Source organism: Subtercola lobariae (genome assembly GCF_014640255.1).
GTDB classification, from domain to species: domain Bacteria; phylum Actinomycetota; class Actinomycetes; order Actinomycetales; family Microbacteriaceae; genus Subtercola; species Subtercola lobariae.
Genome location: NZ_BMGP01000003.1, coordinates 163,605 through 180,542, shown reverse-complemented (window position 1 = coordinate 180,542; position 16,938 = coordinate 163,605). Strand labels below are relative to the sequence as shown.

Here is a 16,938-nt window from a genome sequence, read left to right as displayed (position 1 = left end):
GCTTCGCGTCAGTCGCCGGTGACGCCGCGCGCATTCGCTCGGCGTGTCGTTGCGCGAAAGCACCTCTGCTCGCGCTCGGAGGTGCCTTTGCGCAACCTCCGCAGCGACGCGAGGTGAAGAGTGAAGTTGCGGGTCGGAATTCGGCGGCCGGAACGCGGAGTGCGGCGCGGCTGGCCGGCCGGGCATCCGGAGCAGCGTCGGGGGAGGCAGCGATAATAGAGGGGTGCCCCTTTACCGTGATGACGTCGTTGTGCTGCGCACCCACAAGCTGGGTGAGGCCGACCGCATCGTGACGATGCTCTCGCGGCAGCACGGCAAGATCCGCGCGGTGGCGAAGGGCGTGCGGCGCACGGCGTCGAAGTTCGGCGCGCGGCTCGAGCCTTTCATGGTGGCCGACGTTCAGTTCTTCGAGGGGCGCACCCTCGACACCATCACGCAGGCCGAGACCATCGCCTCGTACGGCGCCGAGATCTCGGCCGACTACGCGAGCTACACCGCGGCGAGTGCCATGGTCGAAACGGCCGACAAGCTGACCGAAGCAGATGCGACGCAGCAGCAATACCTGTTGCTGGTCGGTGCTCTGCGGTCGCTGTCGCGCGGCGAGCACGGCTCGAGCCTGACACTCGATTCGTACCTCTTGCGTGCGCTGTCGATGGCCGGCTGGGCGCCGAGCTTCTTCGATTGCGCCGTGTCAGGCGTGCCGGGGCCGCACTCGGCGTTCGTGGTGCAGCTGGGCGGTGTGGTGAGCGATGAGTATGCGCCTCCCGGCACCCCGAGGCTCGATGCCGCCACGCTCGGGTTGCTCGGGGCGCTTCTTTCGGGTGACTGGGCTTCGGCAGACTCCACCGCAGAACGGGTTCGGTCGCAGGCGAGCGGTATCGTGGCCGCGTATACGCAGTGGCACCTCGAGCGGGGGCTGCGATCGCTGCAGCACGTGGATCGGAGTAATTCGACCATCCACACCCTGCGTGAGGCGCAGCTCGCCCGCCAGGCCGTTGAAGCAGCACGGGCGACGGGTACCCCAGCTCGGCCCGTGAGTCCTGCGTCTGCTGCCACTCCCGCGGGGCCCGCGTTCTCTGCTGCTACCCCCGCGGGGCCTGCGTTCTCTGCTGCTACCCCCGTGGGGCCTGCGTTCTCCGTGGCCGCCCCCTCCGCTACCCCCACCGAAAGCACCACCGCATGAGCCGAGTAGGCAAGACCCACCGCGACGCAGTCGACTTCAAGCCGCTCGATTACACGGGGGTGTATCCGCCCGAGATTCCGCGCGGCGAGGTGCCCGAGCACGTCGCCGTGGTGATGGACGGCAACGGCCGCTGGGCCAACGCCCGCGGCCTGACCCGCGTCGAGGGCCACAAGGCCGGCGAGGCCGCGCTGCTCGACGTGGTGGCCGGCGCCGTTCAAATCGGCGTGAAACACCTCAGCGTGTACGCGTTCTCGACCGAGAACTGGAAGCGATCGCCCGACGAGGTGCGCTTCTTGATGGGCTTCAACCGCGACGTGCTGCACCGCCGCCGCGACCAGCTCAACGAATGGGGCGTTCGGGTGCGCTGGGCGGGGCGCCGGCCGAGGCTGTGGGCATCGGTGATCAACGAGCTGCAGTTCGCAGAACGGCTGACCGCGGCGAACTCCACGCTCACACTCACCATGTGCGTCAACTACGGCGGCCGCAACGAGCTGACGGATGCCGTACAGCACATCGCGGCAGAGGTCGCCGCCGGGCGTTTGAAACCATCGAGCGTGTCAGAGAAGCTCATTCAGAAGCACTTATACGTGCCCGACCTGCCCGACGTCGACCTCTTCGTGCGCAGCTCAGGAGAGCAGCGCACCAGCAACTTCATGCTCTGGCAGTCGGCCTACGCCGAAATGGTGTTTCTCGACCGGCTCTGGCCCGACTTCACCCGCACAGACCTCTGGGAGGCCATCGAGTACTACACCGGCCGCACCCGCCGGTTCGGTGGTGCCGTCGACGCGCCGACCTCGGCTTAGCGCTGGGGCCACGCTCGCGGCGGTCAGGCGGCGCGGTTTGTCAGTGGCGCGGTTTGAGGGGCTCCGTGATGTCAGCGACGGTCGCTCCGAAAGCGGCGACGAGGGCGTCGGCGTCGACGAGCAAGCTGTGGCCGTGCTCGCCCGCGCCGAGCGCGACCTGCTTTCCGAGCATCCGTTCGTCAGCGAAGACGGGCAACGCGGTGAGGCTGCCGAGCGGGGTGATGGTTCCGCGTTCGTAGCCCGTCGCCTCGAGGGCGAGGTCGGCAGAGGGCAGTGAGAGCTTGTTCACACCGAGCAGGGTGCGCAGTTTCGGCCAGCTGATCTGGCGGTCTCCGGGCGTCAGCACGAACAGGTAGTCGCCATCGTGCCGCTTCACCACGAGTGACTTGATCACGGCCGACGGTTCGAGGCCGAGCAGTGCGGCGGCCGCTTCGAGGCTGTCGGCGGCGGGCCGTTCAACGATTTCGATGGCGAGGCCGCGCTCGCGGGCATCCACTTCGACTCGTTCTGTACCGGTGAGCGTCATGACACCATCTAACCGGATGCCCGTGCCTCACCATTCCCGTGCCGGCGACCGAGTTCGGGAATATCACCAGCGCGGCGCCCGTTGCCACTGGTGTGAATGATTCTGTTGTGAGTGATGCAATCAAGATCGACGTGTGGTCAGACGTCGCGTGCCCCTGGTGTTACGTGGGCAAGCGCAAGCTCGAGAACGGCATCGTCGAGTACACGGCCGCGAGTGCTGACGGCAGTGCCGTTCCGGTGCAGGTCGAGTACCACAGCTTCGAGCTCTCGCCAGAGACTCCGGTCGATTTCGACGGATCTGAGACTGATTTTCTCGCTCAGCACAAGGGCCTGCCGCCCGAACAGACCGCGCAGATGCTCGAGCGCATCACTGGCATCGCCGAATCGGTGGGCTTGCATTACGATTTCGACGCACTCAAGCACACCAACACGGTGAAGGCTCACCAAGTCATTCACTACGCAAAGGCGCACGGCCTTCAGCTCGAGATGAAAGAACGCCTACTCAAGGCGTACTTCGAGGAGGGCAAGCACGTCGGCCGTGACGACGATCTCGCTGACCTCGCCGCCGAGGTCGGGCTCGACCGCGACGACGTTCTGCGCTCGCTTCAGGCCGACGAATTTCTCGATGCGGTGCGCGCCGACCAAGCGCAGGCCATCGAGTACGGTATTCAGGGCGTGCCGTTCTTCGTGTTCGACAACAAATACGGGGTGTCGGGCGCTCAGGATGCCGCGACCTTCGCCCAGGTGCTGACCCAGATCACAGGGGAGCGTGCCGCCGAGGCGGCGGCTGACGCTGTATTCGGGGCCGATGCCGATGCCGATGCGGATGCCGCTGCGGATGCCGCTGGCGTGGGGGAGGCGCGATGAGCTCGCAGGCTGATTCGCAAGCCGGTTTGAAAGGCGGTTCGAAAGTGCAGGCTGTCGGGTTTGCGTCCCCTGTGTTTCAGATGCTGGGAGCCGTGGATGGGCCCGAGGGCGCGGTGTGCGGCATCGATGGTGTCTGCGATGTGCCCGCCGTGGGTGTTGCTCCCGTCGCTGCTCCGGCCGGCTCAGCAGCTGAGAACCGCGCACAAGACTCGTCCTCCACAGCGGTGCGCTCGAAGTAGTTCTGCACCGACGGGCTCACGCCGGCTCGTCTGCTCCGAAACTCTGGGAGAATTAGACCAATGAATTCTCCAACCGCGCTCACGACAGCGCCTCGCCTCGCTATCGGGCCCATCACTCTTGATGTGCCCGTTGTACTCGCGCCCATGGCCGGCATCACCAACACGGCGTATCGGCGGCTCTGCCGCGAATACGGCGCGGGGCTGTATGTCAGCGAAATGATCACCTCGCGTGCATTGGTCGAGAGCACGCCCGAGTCGTTACGACTCATTACGCACCACCCCTCAGAGACCACCCGGTCTATTCAGCTCTACGGTGTCGACCCGAAGACGATGGGTGAAGCGGTCACCATGCTGGTTGCCGAAGACCTGGCCGACCACATCGACATGAACTTCGGCTGCCCGGTGCCGAAGGTGACCCGCAAGGGTGGCGGTGCCGCGTTGCCATGGAAGAGCGATCTGTTCCGCGGCATCGTCGAGGCCGCCGTGGGTGCAGCCGGCGAAATTCCGGTCACCGTGAAGATGCGCAAGGGAATCGACGACACCCATCTCACCTATCTCGAGGCCGCGCGGGCCGCAGAGGGCGCCGGGGTTGCCGCTGTCGCGCTGCACGCCAGAACGGCAGCCAACTTCTACTCCGGCCACGCCGACTGGTCGGCCATCGCCACACTCAAAGAGACCATCACGAGCATTCCGGTGCTCGGCAACGGCGACATCTGGTCGGCCGACGACGCGCTGCGCATGGTCGACGAGACGGGCTGTGACGGTGTGGTCGTCGGGCGCGGTTGCCTTGGCCGGCCGTGGTTGTTCGGCGATCTCTCGGCAGCCTTCCGCGTTCGGAGCGGCGAGCTGACCGAGGCAGAGGCGCTGGCGGCCCGCGCGCACCCGCCACTCGGCGAGGTCGCGACGGCACTGCGTCGGCACACCGAGTTGCTCGTCGACTTCTTCGACAGCGAAGAACGCGCTTGCCGAGACATTCGCAAGCACGTGGGCTGGTACTTCAAGGGCTACCCGGTGGGCCACGAGGTGCGGGCCGCGCTGGCGATGGTCAGTTCGCTGGCCGAGATGGATGCTCTGCTCGGCACCCTCGACCCCACACTGCCGTACCCCGGGGCCGACGCCGAAGGCCCACGCGGCCGAGCCGGCACCCCGAAGCGCCCGGCGTTGCCGAACAACTGGCTGGCGTCGCGCACGCTCGACCAGCCCGAACTCGCCGAGCTGGCGGGCGCAGAGCTGGAGCACAGCGGTGGCTGATGCGGGTGTCGTCGGGCGTGCCGCGGCCGGGGCATTCGAAACGCGCGTGGTTGCTGAGCGCGGGGCTGCTGAGAGCGCGGGTGATCTGAGCGCAACGAGTTCGGCCGACGCGAGCATGACCAGCGCAGGCGCCGAGGCGCTCGACGACTACACCGCGTTCGACGCCGAGCGGCCGCTGCCCGAAGAGCACTACTCGCGCCGCAGCGACTTCGCGCGCGACAGGGCACGCCTGCTGCACTCGGGTGCGCTCAGGCGGCTCGCCGCCAAGACCCAGGTGCTTTCTCCGGCGGCAGACCTCGACTTCGCCCGAAACAGGCTCACGCATTCGCTCGAGGTCGCTCAGGTCGGGCGTGAATTGGCGGCGAGCCTCGGGCTCGACCCCGACGTGGTCGACACTGCGTGCCTTGCACATGACCTCGGGCATCCACCATTCGGGCACAACGGCGAACGAGCCCTCTCAGAGTGGGCCGACGACATCGGCGGGTTCGAAGGCAACGCGCAGAGCCTGCGCATACTGACCCGGCTCGAGCCCAAGGTGTTCGGGCCAGACGGGCACGGGTACGGTCTGAACCTCACCCGCGCCAGCCTCGATGCGAGCTGTAAATACCCGTGGTCTGCCGCCGACTCGGTGACCGACGCAAGCGGCAGGCAGAAGTTCGGCGTCTATGCCGACGATGTGCCCGTGTTCACCTGGCTGCGCAGCGAAGCGCCCGCCGGGCGGCTGTGCATCGAGGCCCAAGTGATGGATCTCTCTGACGACATCGCCTACTCGGTGCACGACTTCGAAGACGCCGTGCTGAACGGCTATATCGACGTGCCGGCACTCGGCGGCCGGGTCGACCACGAAGCGCTGGTCACCAGCATGCATTCGTGGGTGGGCGGCTCGTTCAGTCACGCTGAGCTGATCGCCGCCTTCGATCGCCTCGACTCGCTCGATGTCTGGCTCGAGGGTTACGACGGCGGTCGATTCGCGCAGGCTCGGCTCAAGAACCTGACAAGCCAGCTGATCGGTCGGTTCGCCGGCGCCGCAACCCAGGCGACGCGGGAGAGTTACGCGCAGGCGAGCCTCATTCGTTACTCCGCAAACGTGGTAGTTCCGCGGGGCGTTGCTGCCGAGATCGCTGTGCTGAAGGGCATCGTGGCGGCCTTCGTGATGTCGAGCACAAAACGTAAGCCCATCTACCGCACCCAGCGGGCATTGCTCGTCGAGCTCGCCGAACGGTTGCTGGCCACCGAAGCCGAGCATCTCGAAGCTGCGTTTGCGGGCGACTGGGCCGCGGCCCCTGACGATGCCGCTAAGAAGCGTGTCATCGTCGACCAGGTGGCTAGCCTCACCGACCAGTCAGCGTTGTCGTGGCACCGGAGGCTCGTCGCCGAAACGGCCACGAAAACCAGGCCGTCGACCGCGACGGCACACGCGCAGACAACTGCACCGTCACACGCGCAGACAGCCGCGACGCCAACCACCGTTCACCACCGAGAAAAGTCGTAACCCCACCCATGGCAGGCCGCATCAGGCGCAGTGACATCGACGAGGTTCGCGCGCGCATCAACATCGCCGATGTCGTCGGCGAATTCGTCACCCTGAAAAGCGCCGGAATCGGTTCGATGAAAGGGCTCTGCCCGTTTCACGACGAGCGCTCACCCAGCTTTCACGTTCGACCTCAGGTGGGCTACTACCACTGCTTCGGCTGCGGTGAGGGCGGCGACGTCTTCACCTTTCTACAGAAGCTCGACCACGTCACCTTCGCCGAGGCCGTCGAACGCCTCGCCGCTCAAATCGGCTACGAGCTGCACTACGAAGACGGCGGTCAGGCCAGCGATCACAGCAATCGCGCCCGATTGCTTGCCGCGAACGAGGCCGCGCGCCTCTGGTTCGCCGAGCAGCTGACGACGGCGGGTGCAGATGCCGGGCGGCAGTTTCTGGGCGAACGCGGCTTCGATGCGGCCGCTGCTCAGCGTTTCGGCGTGGGCTACGCTCCCCAGGGGTGGGACAACCTCGGCCAGCACCTCCGCTCTCTGGGCTACACGGCTGAAGAACTGAGCACGGCGGGGCTGACCTCCACTGGTGAACGCGGCAGTTACGACCGATTTCGCGGCCGACTCGTCTGGCCGATTAGAGACCAGACCGGCCAGACCGTGGGCTTCGGGGCACGGCGGCTCTACGACGACGACAAAGGGCCGAAGTACCTCAACACTCCCGAAACGCCGGTGTATCACAAGTCGCAAGTGCTCTACGGTCTTGACCTCGCCAAGCGTGACATCTCGCGCAGTCGCCAAGTGGTGGTGGTCGAGGGCTACACCGACGTGATGGCTTGTCACCTGGCGGGCGTTACGACTGCGGTCGCGACCTGCGGCACGTCGTTCGGCGTCGAACACATCAAGGTCATGCGCCGCATTCTCGGCGACGACACCACTGGGCTCGGTGAGGTCGTTTTCACGTTCGACCCCGACGCTGCCGGTCAGAAGGCCGCGATGCGCGCCTTCAGCGAAGAGCAACGATTTGCGGCTCAAACCTACGTAGCGGTGGCGCCTGACGGCCTCGACCCGTGCGATCTGCGTCTCAATCGCGGAGATGACGCGGTGCGCAGACTCATCTCCTCGAAAAAGCCGATGTTCGAATTCGTCATCAAGCAGAAGCTCGCCAACTACAACCTCAATACAGTCGAGGGCCGCGCAGCAGGGCTGCGAGATGCGGCGCCGGTCGTGGCCGATATCCGCGACCCCGCGTTGCGCCCGGGTTACACCCGCGAGCTTGCGCGCCTGCTCGGCGTCGACATCTCTGAGGTGTCGCGCGCCGTTTCGCAGAGTGGGGGCACGGGTGGCGGCTCCGGTAGTAGCGCCGGCGGTGGGCCTGGCGGGTCTGCCGGCGCTTCAGGTGCCGGTGCCGGTGCAGCAGCGGGAAACGCCGGCGCTCGTACGCGAGGTACGACCGAAGAGTTCATTCCGGCCACGATTGTTCCAGCGCCCGTCGCGACGGTGTCGCTGACCTCGCTGCCGAGCACCACCTCAGTACGTCTTGAGCGTGACGCGCTGATGGCGATGCTGCAGTACCCCACGTCGGTCGGGCGAGATCTCTTGGTGCGGGCATCCGGAGTCGGCTACAGCAACGCCGCGCTTGCCGCGGTGCGAGACGCTATCGCGCTGTCGATCGACGCGTACGACCGGCCAGACTGGGTGGGCACTATCTCGGAGTCGATTGCTCCGCAGTACACAGGCCTCGTCGAGCAGCTCGCTGTGGCGCCCATACCCGAGCGGCCCGAACGCGAACTCGACGTGTATCTGCGGCGGGTCACCTCATCGCTCATCGAGCGTCACCTCGTGCGCCGCAAAGAAGAAGTGCTCGGTCAGCTGCAACGCGCCGATCATGCCGCAGACCCCGATGCCTACCGAGCGTTGCAGCGTGAACTCATGCAGCTCGAGGCAGACCGCCGCGCCATTCATGTCGACTGACGTGCTGACACGATCGACGCATGGCCGGCGAAGCGAACGCTGCTTGTTAGGCTCGAAAGCATGAGTGACCCCGTGCTGTTGGCGTCAGACGTCACCATCGAATACCCAGCCCACAGCGTCAGCCCGGCGTACACCGCCGTTCGTGGTGTGAGCTTGCGAATCGAGCCGGGCGAAATTGTGGGGCTGGTCGGTTCGAGTGGCTCAGGCAAGTCGACGTTCGCCCGCGTGGCTGCGGCCCAGGCCAGCAGCGGGCCCCGTGAATCCACTGCCCGAATCGTGGGTGGTGGGCTGAGCGTACTCGGCTACGACCTGCGCAAGGGCGTGCGCGGCCGCAAACTCAATCGGCTGACCTTCGGGGTAGGTTACCTGCCGCAAGACAGCTCGAGTGCGCTCACTTCGAACATGACCATCGCTGAATCGGTAGCCGAGCCGCTGTTCTCGCGCGATAAGCGGTTCAGCGAGAAAGACGCCAGCCTGCGCGTCGCGACTTTGCTCGACGCGTTGCTGCTGGCCAACGGAACGGCAATGAAACTGCCCCACGAACTCTCGAGCGGCCAGCGGCAGCGCGTTGCCATCGCTCGGGCGCTGATTCTCGACCCCGTTTTTCTGGTGGCCGACGAGCCCACCGCGGGAGTCGACGTTTCGGTGCGCGGGCCAGTGATCGACGTCATTGCGAAGCTGCAGCGCGAGCGCGGCGCGACGGCCCTCATCGTCAGCCACGATCTCGACGTGCTGCGCCGCTCGGTCGACCGAATTGTCGTCTTGCACGAAGGGGTGGTCGTGGGGCTCGGCACCATCGATGAGGTGCTCGGCGACCCGCGGCACCCGTACGTGGCCGGGCTCGCGAAGGCCTACGGCAAGCGGGCGTGAGCGCCGCCGGTGAGTGGATGATCGTGGGTGGCTCGAGCGACACCAGCGGCACCATCGGAACGAGCAGCGCGAGCGACACCAGCGGCGCGTGCGGCACCAGCAGCGGCACCATCGGAACGAGTAGCAGCATCAGAGGCGCGACCAGCGCCACCAGAACCAGAAGCAGCGCGAGCAGCGCCAGCGACCGCACGCCATGGCCACCGACCGTCAGGGGCGCAGCGTGAGCACCTCTGACTACGATCGCCCGGTGAGCGCTGCCGCCTCTCAGCCCGCCCAGCACGAGGCCGTGCTGGCGAGCCCGGCCACACCACTCGCCGAGGCCGTGCGCCCCACACCCGGGCCCATCGCGGTGCTGCCCGTCGCGGGCGCCCTGTTCGTCGACGCCATCGAAGCAGCTGGTGGGCAGGTCGCTCCACTTTCTGACGCGACGCGCGGCCTGGTCTGGCTCGACTCGGGTTCGGCCGACGAACTCGGTCGTGTGCTCGAGAGCCACCCGGGCATCCAGTGGCTGCAACTGCCCTGGGCCGGGGTCGACTCGTTCTCCGAACTGCTCGCAACCCACAGCCGCCCGGGCCTGCTCGTCACCAGCGCGAAAGGCGCCTACGCGCAACCCGTGGCCGAACACGCCCTGACGCTGACCCTTGCCGTAATGCGGCACCTTGCCGAGCGCGCACGAGCCACCAGCTGGGCGACCACGTCGACTGGCGAGTCGCTCTACGGCCGCCACGTGGTGATTGTGGGCGCAGGAGGCATCGCCGTCGAACTTCTGCGCCTGCTCGCTCCGTTCGGCGTTCAGACGACCGTCGTGCGACGCCAGGCCACCCCCCTTGCGGGCGCGACACGCACGGTTACGACGGATGCTCTGCGAGCCGTACTGCCCACCGCCGACGTTATCGTGCTCGCCGCCGCCCTGACCTCGGGCACCGAAAATCTCTTCGGCGCCGCTGAATTCGCGCTACTGAAGCCCACCGCCTACCTCGTGAACATCGCCCGCGGTGGCCTCGTCGACACGGATGCGCTGGTCACGGCCCTGAACTCGGGAGCACTCGCGGGGGCGGGGCTCGACGTCACTGATCCGGAGCCACTGCCGGCCGGGCATCCGCTCTGGAGGGCGCAAAACGTCATCATCACGTCGCACTCCGCCGACACGCCCGAGATGACTGCGCCCCTGCTCGCGAAGCGGCTCCACGACAATGTGGCAGCATTGCTGGGAGACGGCGCATTCGTCGGCATCGTCGACCCGAAGGCCGGGTATTGACGGCCGCTCGATTTAGTCGCTTGGCATTTCGTGATAATGTAGCGAAGCTGTTTCAGCGTATTCCTCGATAGCTCAATTGGCAGAGCAGCCGGCTGTTAACCGGCAGGTTCTTGGTTCGAGTCCAAGTCGGGGAGCGAAAAGGTCGTCAGGGCTCCACCCCGGCGGCCTTTTTTGTATCTGCAGCGCCCGCGGCGCACGTCGCGCCTGTGGCACGCGCGGTGCCCGTGAGGCCGTTACGCCGATTCGAGCCCGGTACAACGGCCTCAAATTGGGCTAGTGGGCTCACCCGGGGGCATGAACGGGGCTACGCGCCGCCGTCGAAGGTGTCGACCCCGGGCATCCAACTCTTGCCTGGGCTGCCCCAGCTACGTTTGCGAGCGATTTTCGCGGCGGCCTTGGCGTACGGAAACTCGAGGCGGTCGATGTACAGGTACCCGTCGAGGTGGTCGTACTCGTGCTGAAAGATGCGCGCGAGCCAGCCGGTGGCTTCGATCTCGAACGGTTTGTTGTCGAGATCGACCGCCCGCAGCAACGCCGTACTCGAGCGAATCACCGGAAAGCGCTCCCCGGGAAACGACAGGCAGCCCTCGGCGTCAGACGTCTCGTCGGCGTCGGCGACCGGCGGCGGGCTGATCAGCAGCACCGGATTGATGGCGGTGCCGCTGTGCTTCACCTCGTCAGCGTCGGTGAACTCGAAGACGAAGATGCGTTTCGGCACGCCGACTTGTGGAGCGGCGAGGCCCACCCCTGGCGCCTCGTGCATGGTGTCGATCATGTCGGCGACGAGCGTTCGCAGCTCGGCGTCGAACTCAGACACAGGCAGAGCGGGGGAGTGAAGTACAGGATCGCCTGAAATGCGAATGGGAAGAACGGCCATTCGACAAGCCTATGGTGTGGCTCCCACCTGACTGCGAGCAAACCACGATACTGTCAACGGGTGTCCGCCGAACTCCAGATGCTCAGCGCAGAGTTGAGCCTGAATCCCGCGCAGTTTCTCGGCATTCCTGTTGCACTTCTCGGTGCGGTGTTTCTCTCCTTCGGGGCGCAACTCCAGCACAGCGGCGTCAAGAAGGTCGAGGCCCGCAGCACGCGCAAGGTGAGCGGCGGGCTCGACCTCGGTCAGTTCGGCGCGTTGTTCAGCCGGCCCTCGTGGGTGTTCGGCACGCTCATGCTCGGCGCGGCCATCGTGCTTCAGCTCGTAGCGCTCAGCCTGTCGCCGCTGATCGTGGTTCAACCCCTGGGCGCTGTCGCGCTGGTCATCACGGCGGTTCTCAATTCGAGGGTGTCGCACTCGAAGCTCAACCGGGCATCCGTGATCGCCATCATCATGTGCGTCGGCGGAGTGGGGCTCTTCGTCATCATCGCGGCCTTCAGCGCCGTCGATACGCCGGTGAGCGACCAGCAGCTCGAAACGATCGCCAGCATCATGGGCATCGTGTTAGTCGTGTTCGTCATTGCGTTCGTGCTCTTTCGAAAGCGCATGAAGGCGGTCGCTTACATCGTGGGCGCAGGCGTGCTCTACGGCTTCGTGGCGACCCTTGCGAAGGTGGTCATCAGCAGGCTTCAGCAGGGCGACATCGAGTGGCTCACCGTGGTCTGTCTGCTCGGGATGATCGCGGGCTCAGCCGCGGGCGCGTACCTCATTCAGGCGGCCTACACCCTGGGCCCACCCGATCTGGTGATCGCCGGCCTGACCGTCATCGACCCGATCGTGGCCGTCGGAATCGGCATCGTCGTGCTCGGTGAAGCTTCGCAAGCTCCGCCACTTGCGCTTGTCGGCTTTGTATTGACGGGAATCTTGGCGATACTTGGTGTGTTCGGTCTGGCCAAATACCATCCTCAGAGCGAGCACTAGGAGCCCACACTTGTCAGATACTTCCGGTAAATCGCCTGCGAGCACGTCGGCAGGCCCCGCGAAGCCCCTGAAGATCGTCATCGGTGCCGACACCTTCTCGCCCAACGTCAATGGCAGCGCGCGCTTTTCGCAGCGGCTCGCCTCTGGCATGGCTGCCCGGGGCCACGATGTGCATGTCGTCGCGCCCGCGGCGTCTCGCAAGCACGGCACGTGGGTCGAAGAGTACGACGGCCAAGACATCACGGTGCATCGCCTGCGCAGTTTTCGCTGGTACCCGCACGACTGGTTGCGCTGGTCAGAGCCGTGGTTCATCAACAAGAACAGCGACCGCATTCTCGCTGAGGTCGACCCCGACGTGGTGCACTTTCAGTCGCACATCATCGTGGGCCGGGGCCTCTCTATCGCCGCCCGCAAACGTGGCGGAGTGCGCATCATCGGCACGAACCACTTCATGCCTGAAAACCTGCTCGAATTCACCCTGCTGCCCAAGTCGTGGCAAGAGAAGGCCGTCGGCATGGCCTGGCGCGCAGCCAAGCGCACGTTCGGGCGAGCGGATGTTGTGACCACACCGACTCAGAGCGCCGCCGAATTTCTCGAGAAGTACACCGGCCTCGACGGTGTTCTGGCCATCTCGTGCGGTATCGACGCCTTGAACTACACTCCCGACTTCACGCCGCGCACCGAGAACCGCATTCTCTTCGTGGGCCGGGTCACCGGTGAAAAGCAGATCGATGTGCTGATCAAGGCCATCAGCCTGATGCCTGCCGACCTCGACGTGAAGCTCGACATCGTGGGCGGGGGAGACCTGCTGCAGAAGTTGGAGCACCAGGCGAAGGCCATCGGCGTCTCCGACCGCGTTCACTTCACCGGTTACGTGACAGAAGAAGAACTGCGTGCCTCCTACACCCGGGCCACTGTCTTCGCGATGCCGTCGATCGCTGAGCTTCAGAGCATCGCCACCATGGAGGCGATGGCCTCGGGCCTTCCGGTGGTCGCGGCGAACGCAATGGCGCTGCCGCACCTGGTCAAAGACGGCCAGAACGGGTTTCTCTTCGAGCCCGGCGATGCTCAGCAGCTCGCCGACAAGCTCGAATACCTGCTACGGCTGCCGCAAGACGAGCTCGACGCGTTCAAGCGCGCGTCGCTGAAATACATCGAAGCGCACGACCTGCAGCGCACCATCCGCACGTTCGAGCAGCTGTACCGTGGTGCTTCAGAGGTCGACGTTGCGGCGATCGACGCCGAACTCGCTGCCGAGGCGCTCGAGGCGCACGACGCTGCGGCCGTTTCTGGAGCGGTTGACGCCGACGGCGTGACACTTCTCGAACCTGAGGTGGGGCGTGCGGGACTTGAACCCGCGACCGACGGATTATGAGTCCGCTGCTCTAACCAGCTGAGCTAACGCCCCTGAGCGGCTCCGAGGGTGCTGTCACCGCACGTCAACGATACAGGCTCGGCTGCTTCAGTCGTGCATCGGCGAGTCGCAGCACTTCTCTTCAGATAATTTGTCGACGAAACATCATTAAGGAGTTGACTGGTTGCTTCACGGCAACTAACGTATCGGTGGCTGGTCTTCATAGATCGGTCGTGGGGATGGTTTGATCACTCGCTTTGGCGCGCCGAAAATCACGCGCCACGGCGGCCGTCTTCTACAAAAGGTGCCCAATGACGTATTCGACCCATGACATTCCCGTTTCCGGCGGCCTGCTGCGTGTTGGGGAGTGGCGGCCTGATGCCACTCGCGCTCACTCATCTGCCCTGCCGAACGATGAAGCGCCCATTGTCATCGCCCTGCACGGAATGACCGGGTCGCACCTCTCCTGGCAGTTTCTCGCTGCCGCCCTGCCCGAGGCGCGCATCATCGCACCCGACCTGCGTGGCAGGGGCCGCAGCGCGGAGTTGCCGGCGCCCTACGGAATCTCGCAGCACGTCGACGACCTCACGGCCGTGATGAGCGCCATGCAACTGCTGAAGCCTCTGGAGGGCCGTTCTCTCACGGTGATTGGCCACTCGTTGGGCGCCTTCGTCGGAGTCGAAGCGATACGCCAGTTGCCCGGTGTCTTCGGGCGCGCCCTTCTGGCCGATGGGGGATTACCGCTCACCGTGCCCCTGAACATCGATGACGATGACTTGGTCGAGGCCGTGCTCGGAGTCGCGGTTGCTCGCCGAACCGAGCTCACCTTCACCAGTCTCGCGATCTACCGCAAATTCTGGCGCCTGCACCCCGGTTTCGCGTCGGGCTGGAGCGACGAACTCGGGCTTGTCGCCGACTACGACCTGGCCGAGGTGGTTGCTGACGACGGCAGCGTGCACTATCGCCCGGTTTCGTCACGCGAGGCGATCGAGGTGGATGCGCGAGAACTCTACGGCAGCCACGCCATTCGGGGCGCGCTCTGCGACCTGCGTGACAAGCTCGCGCACGAGAACACCCTGGTGCCCGCCATCACGGTGCTCACCGCTCCGCGCGGCTTGCTCAACGAATCGCCGGGCGTGTACAGCGAGCGAGAACTCGCCGGGTGGAAGGCTGAGCTGCCGTTTCTGACGTTCACCGAGGTGCCCAATGTGAACCACTATTCGATGGTGCTGAGTGCGCGCGGCGCTACGGCGATCGCTAAGGAGTTTCGCACGTCGCTGGTGTGCGCCTGACCGAGGCGTCGAATCAGCAGACCACGGGCTCAGCGAGCAGCGCCAGCCAGCGTTCCCGTTGTCTTTCCGTTGGGCTCGCCCACGACGCAGCTCACCGTGCGGTCACCGCCCTGCCAGGAGTCGGCCGTGGGGGTGTATTCGGTGTAGTCGAGCGCGGAGCTGTCGTAGGCGATACCCACGAAACTCTGAAACTGTGCGCCACAGCCCGATTTGGCCTGATCGCTGACGGCTGAGTCGCCCGGGTAGGCGTCACCAGTGAGGTCGAAGTCATAGAACACTTCGAGGTCGTGCGGTGCCGCGCAATCGACGGTGGGAACGTCTGTGACGGTGCCCGCAGAGGTTCCGTTCACACAGTCGCCCACCGAGAGCGAGAAGACGTCTTGGCTGTGCTCGCTCGGGTCGACCGACGGGGTGGGGGAGCCGGTGGCTGACGAACTCGACCCGGCCGCGGTAGAGACCGAGTGCGGCCCGGGCCCCTGGCTCGCGCTCGGAAGAGCCGAGCATCCGGTGAGCGCTTCAGCACTCAACACCGCGAGGCCGAGCAGAGCCGCCACAAGAATCGGGCGAGCGATCAATCGAGTGAGCTCGGTCATATGAAAATCCATTCGACAAAAGATGATGGACTTTCATACTAGCTATAATGAGCTTAAATCACTAGTTGAGCACCAGGGTGGAAGCTGGTCGTCTGCCGCGGCGCGGTCTCGCCATCGTGTAGTCGAGCGGGGCAACCTCACGAGTCTCGAAGTGAGCGAGCCAGGCGAGCGCCGCCTCAGCCACCGCGCGGTTGGCGGCAGCACGCAGCTCTTCGGCTTGAGCTGCGCGGGTCACCCGGGCAGCGGCGGCATCGAGCCACAAGGCACGGTAACCCGAGACAAGGGCCGAAAGCTCGGCCGACGGCAGGCTAGAGGCGAGAAGCAGATGGTTCACCATGTCGCTCCACGCCGGGCCGGTTGTGGGGTCGACCGAGGTCAGCCAGTGTTCGGCTTCGGCACGGCCATCCGGTGTCAACTCGTACAGTGGAAGCCCATCAGAAGTCGCCGAACGAACCTGCACCAGCCCGGCCGTCTTCAGTCTGGCGAGAGTCGAATAAATCTGGCCCACGTTGATCTCGCCGGCCCGAGCGGTTCGGTTTTCGATCTCAGCATGCACCTGCAAACCGTAGCCAGAACCGAGCGTCAGAATCGCCAGAATGCTCGCACGCACAGACACAGTCGGGCCCTTCTCTCAAAGCACTACCGAGTATACAAAGCGAAGAGTTACAGCCTTGTGATTTAGCCGCCGCGCCGTCATACTTGAGAGGCCGGCGTGAGCCGCCAGATAACCGAATACAGCGCCGTGTGCGCGCATCCATTTTCAGGTCGTTGGGGAAGACGTACCTCACGAATGGAGAAAGCACATGGTCGCATCAGTCGCACGCGGAGTGGTTTACATCCACTCCGCCCCCCGCGCGCTCTGCCCCCACGTCGAGTGGGCCGCAGGTCGCGCTATTGGTCGTGCCGTGAACTTCGCCTGGATCGAGCAGCCCGTGCTGCGCGGCTCACAGCGCGCCGAGTTCTACTGGGAGGGCGCGGCAGGCACGGGGGCGGCCATCGCGTCTGCTCTGCGCGGCTGGGAGCACTTGCGCTACGAGGTGACCGAAGACCCTGCGCCCGGTCGTGACGGCGGGCGATGGATGCACACCCCAGACCTCGGCGTCTTCTTCGCTCAGACCGACAGCGCCGGCAACACCGTGATTCCCGAAGACCGCATTCGCGCGGCCATGGAAGAGGCGGGCACGAACGCCCTCGAACTGCACCGCGAACTTCGGCTCGCCCTCGGTCAGGCGTGGGACGACGAGCTCGAGCCCTTCCGCTACGCGAGCGACTTCGCCCCCGTGGTCTGGCTGCACTCCGTCGGCTGACCTCTCCTATTCCCCCGAAGTGAGTCCGCTGCGCCCATTTGAGGCCGGTAGAGCGGGCTCAAACGGTCGTACCGGGCTCACCAGACGC

At 65.5% G+C, this 16,938-nt stretch carries 16 protein-coding genes, 2 tRNA genes and 2 pseudogenes; 15 read left to right on the top strand and 5 right to left on the bottom strand.

What is annotated here, in order from left to right; all coding sequences use genetic code 11:
- Window positions 1–223 precede the first annotated feature (223 nt).
- Window positions 224–940: pseudogene (gene recO, locus IEX24_RS08870) on the top strand (DNA repair protein RecO); the annotation flags it as partial.
- A 239-nt stretch (window positions 941–1,179) separates the two neighbouring features.
- On the top strand, window positions 1,180–1,986 hold the full coding sequence (locus tag IEX24_RS08865; protein ID WP_188677034.1) for an isoprenyl transferase: 807 nt from the start codon (window positions 1,180–1,182) through the stop codon (window positions 1,984–1,986).
- Window positions 1,987–2,026: 40 nt separating this feature from the next.
- Here IEX24_RS08865 and IEX24_RS08860 read toward each other — a convergent pair whose 3' ends face one another.
- Entirely contained in the window at window positions 2,027–2,512 is a 486-nt protein-coding gene (locus tag IEX24_RS08860) for an aminoacyl-tRNA deacylase (RefSeq protein ID WP_188677031.1), read from the bottom strand.
- A gap of 107 nt (window positions 2,513–2,619) precedes the next feature.
- On the opposite strand from IEX24_RS08860, the gene IEX24_RS08855 reads away from it, so the two are divergent.
- From IEX24_RS08855 to IEX24_RS08815, 9 genes are all read left to right on the top strand, one after another.
- Window positions 2,620–3,378: a DsbA family oxidoreductase gene (locus IEX24_RS08855; RefSeq protein ID WP_188677028.1), complete on the top strand. Its 759-nt coding sequence runs from the start codon at window positions 2,620–2,622 to the stop codon at window positions 3,376–3,378.
- Entirely contained in the window at window positions 3,375–3,617 is a 243-nt protein-coding gene (locus tag IEX24_RS08850; protein WP_188677026.1) for a hypothetical protein, read from the top strand. Before IEX24_RS08855 ends, IEX24_RS08850 begins: the two co-directional genes overlap by 4 nt.
- Window positions 3,618–3,677: 60 nt before the next feature.
- Entirely contained in the window at window positions 3,678–4,868 is a 1,191-nt protein-coding gene (gene dusB, locus IEX24_RS08845) for a tRNA dihydrouridine synthase DusB (RefSeq protein WP_188677023.1), read from the top strand.
- Between the two features lie 115 nt (window positions 4,869–4,983).
- The gene (locus tag IEX24_RS08840) at window positions 4,984–6,360 is read left to right on the top strand and encodes a deoxyguanosinetriphosphate triphosphohydrolase (protein WP_188678123.1); all 1,377 of its coding nucleotides are present in this window, start codon (window positions 4,984–4,986) and stop codon (window positions 6,358–6,360) included.
- Window positions 6,361–6,368: 8 nt separating this feature from the next.
- Window positions 6,369–8,321 (top strand): DNA primase, encoded by a 1,953-nt coding sequence (dnaG, locus tag IEX24_RS08835; RefSeq protein WP_188677019.1) that lies wholly within the window; start codon window positions 6,369–6,371, stop codon window positions 8,319–8,321.
- Window positions 8,322–8,381: 60 nt separating this feature from the next.
- Window positions 8,382–9,191, top strand: coding sequence for an ATP-binding cassette domain-containing protein (locus tag IEX24_RS08830; RefSeq protein ID WP_188677016.1), 810 nt, complete (start codon window positions 8,382–8,384; stop codon window positions 9,189–9,191).
- Entirely contained in the window at window positions 9,188–9,415 is a 228-nt protein-coding gene (locus tag IEX24_RS08825) for a hypothetical protein (protein ID WP_188677013.1), read from the top strand. The genes IEX24_RS08830 and IEX24_RS08825 overlap by 4 nt, the downstream gene beginning before the upstream one ends.
- A complete protein-coding gene (locus IEX24_RS08820; RefSeq protein ID WP_229715190.1) occupies window positions 9,412–10,449 on the top strand; it encodes a D-isomer specific 2-hydroxyacid dehydrogenase family protein in 1,038 nt (345 codons plus the stop codon). Before IEX24_RS08825 ends, IEX24_RS08820 begins: the two co-directional genes overlap by 4 nt.
- Window positions 10,450–10,510: 61 nt before the next feature.
- Window positions 10,511–10,583: transfer RNA gene (locus tag IEX24_RS08815), tRNA-Asn, on the top strand.
- A 170-nt stretch (window positions 10,584–10,753) separates the two neighbouring features.
- On the opposite strand, the gene def is transcribed toward IEX24_RS08815, so the two are convergent.
- Entirely contained in the window at window positions 10,754–11,326 is a 573-nt protein-coding gene (gene def / locus IEX24_RS08810; RefSeq protein WP_188677007.1) for a peptide deformylase, read from the bottom strand.
- 60 nt (window positions 11,327–11,386) lie between these two features.
- Here def and IEX24_RS08805 point away from each other — a divergent pair, with 60 nt between their 5' ends.
- Together IEX24_RS08805 and IEX24_RS08800 are read left to right on the top strand one after the other, a co-directional pair.
- On the top strand, window positions 11,387–12,304 hold the full coding sequence (locus tag IEX24_RS08805) for a DMT family transporter (protein ID WP_229715189.1): 918 nt from the start codon (window positions 11,387–11,389) through the stop codon (window positions 12,302–12,304).
- A gap of 10 nt (window positions 12,305–12,314) precedes the next feature.
- Window positions 12,315–13,514: pseudogene (locus IEX24_RS08800) on the top strand (glycosyltransferase); the annotation flags it as partial.
- 124 nt (window positions 13,515–13,638) lie between these two features.
- On the opposite strand, the gene IEX24_RS08795 reads toward IEX24_RS08800, so the two are convergent.
- A tRNA-Ile gene (locus IEX24_RS08795) sits at window positions 13,639–13,712 on the bottom strand.
- 257 nt (window positions 13,713–13,969) lie between these two features.
- Between IEX24_RS08795 and IEX24_RS08790 the strand changes: the two genes are divergently transcribed.
- Window positions 13,970–14,950: an alpha/beta fold hydrolase gene (locus IEX24_RS08790; RefSeq protein WP_188677004.1), complete on the top strand. Its 981-nt coding sequence runs from the start codon at window positions 13,970–13,972 to the stop codon at window positions 14,948–14,950.
- Between the two features lie 29 nt (window positions 14,951–14,979).
- Here IEX24_RS08790 and IEX24_RS08785 read toward each other — a convergent pair whose 3' ends face one another.
- On the bottom strand, window positions 14,980–15,543 hold the full coding sequence (locus tag IEX24_RS08785; protein ID WP_188677001.1) for a septum formation family protein: 564 nt from the start codon (window positions 15,541–15,543) through the stop codon (window positions 14,980–14,982).
- Between the two features lie 61 nt (window positions 15,544–15,604).
- Window positions 15,605–16,159 carry a PadR family transcriptional regulator gene (locus IEX24_RS08780; RefSeq protein WP_188676999.1) on the bottom strand — a complete coding sequence of 185 codons (555 nt, stop codon included), beginning with the start codon at window positions 16,157–16,159 and terminating at the stop codon, window positions 15,605–15,607.
- A gap of 187 nt (window positions 16,160–16,346) precedes the next feature.
- Here IEX24_RS08780 and IEX24_RS08775 point away from each other — a divergent pair, with 187 nt between their 5' ends.
- Window positions 16,347–16,850: a DUF3145 domain-containing protein gene (locus tag IEX24_RS08775; RefSeq protein ID WP_188676997.1), complete on the top strand. Its 504-nt coding sequence runs from the start codon at window positions 16,347–16,349 to the stop codon at window positions 16,848–16,850.
- Window positions 16,851–16,938: the final 88 nt, after the last annotated feature.

What these genes read in the sequence shown, in the direction of transcription:
- IEX24_RS08860 (WP_188677031.1), bottom strand. Translation starts at nt 2,512, where the DNA reads ATGACGCTCACCGGTACAGAACGAGTCGAAGTGGATGCCCGCGAGCGC.
- IEX24_RS08830 (WP_188677016.1), top strand. Translation starts at nt 8,382, where the DNA reads ATGAGTGACCCCGTGCTGTTGGCGTCAGACGTCACCATCGAATACCCA.
- IEX24_RS08850 (WP_188677026.1), top strand. Translation starts at nt 3,375, where the DNA reads ATGAGCTCGCAGGCTGATTCGCAAGCCGGTTTGAAAGGCGGTTCGAAA.
- IEX24_RS08865 (WP_188677034.1), top strand. Translation starts at nt 1,180, where the DNA reads ATGAGCCGAGTAGGCAAGACCCACCGCGACGCAGTCGACTTCAAGCCG.
- dusB (WP_188677023.1), top strand. Translation starts at nt 3,678, where the DNA reads ATGAATTCTCCAACCGCGCTCACGACAGCGCCTCGCCTCGCTATCGGG.
- IEX24_RS08840 (WP_188678123.1), top strand. Translation starts at nt 4,984, where the DNA reads ATGACCAGCGCAGGCGCCGAGGCGCTCGACGACTACACCGCGTTCGAC.
- dnaG (WP_188677019.1), top strand. Translation starts at nt 6,369, where the DNA reads ATGGCAGGCCGCATCAGGCGCAGTGACATCGACGAGGTTCGCGCGCGC.
- IEX24_RS08775 (WP_188676997.1), top strand. Translation starts at nt 16,347, where the DNA reads ATGGTCGCATCAGTCGCACGCGGAGTGGTTTACATCCACTCCGCCCCC.
- IEX24_RS08790 (WP_188677004.1), top strand. Translation starts at nt 13,970, where the DNA reads ATGACGTATTCGACCCATGACATTCCCGTTTCCGGCGGCCTGCTGCGT.
- def (WP_188677007.1), bottom strand. Translation starts at nt 11,326, where the DNA reads ATGGCCGTTCTTCCCATTCGCATTTCAGGCGATCCTGTACTTCACTCC.
- IEX24_RS08785 (WP_188677001.1), bottom strand. Translation starts at nt 15,543, where the DNA reads ATGACCGAGCTCACTCGATTGATCGCTCGCCCGATTCTTGTGGCGGCT.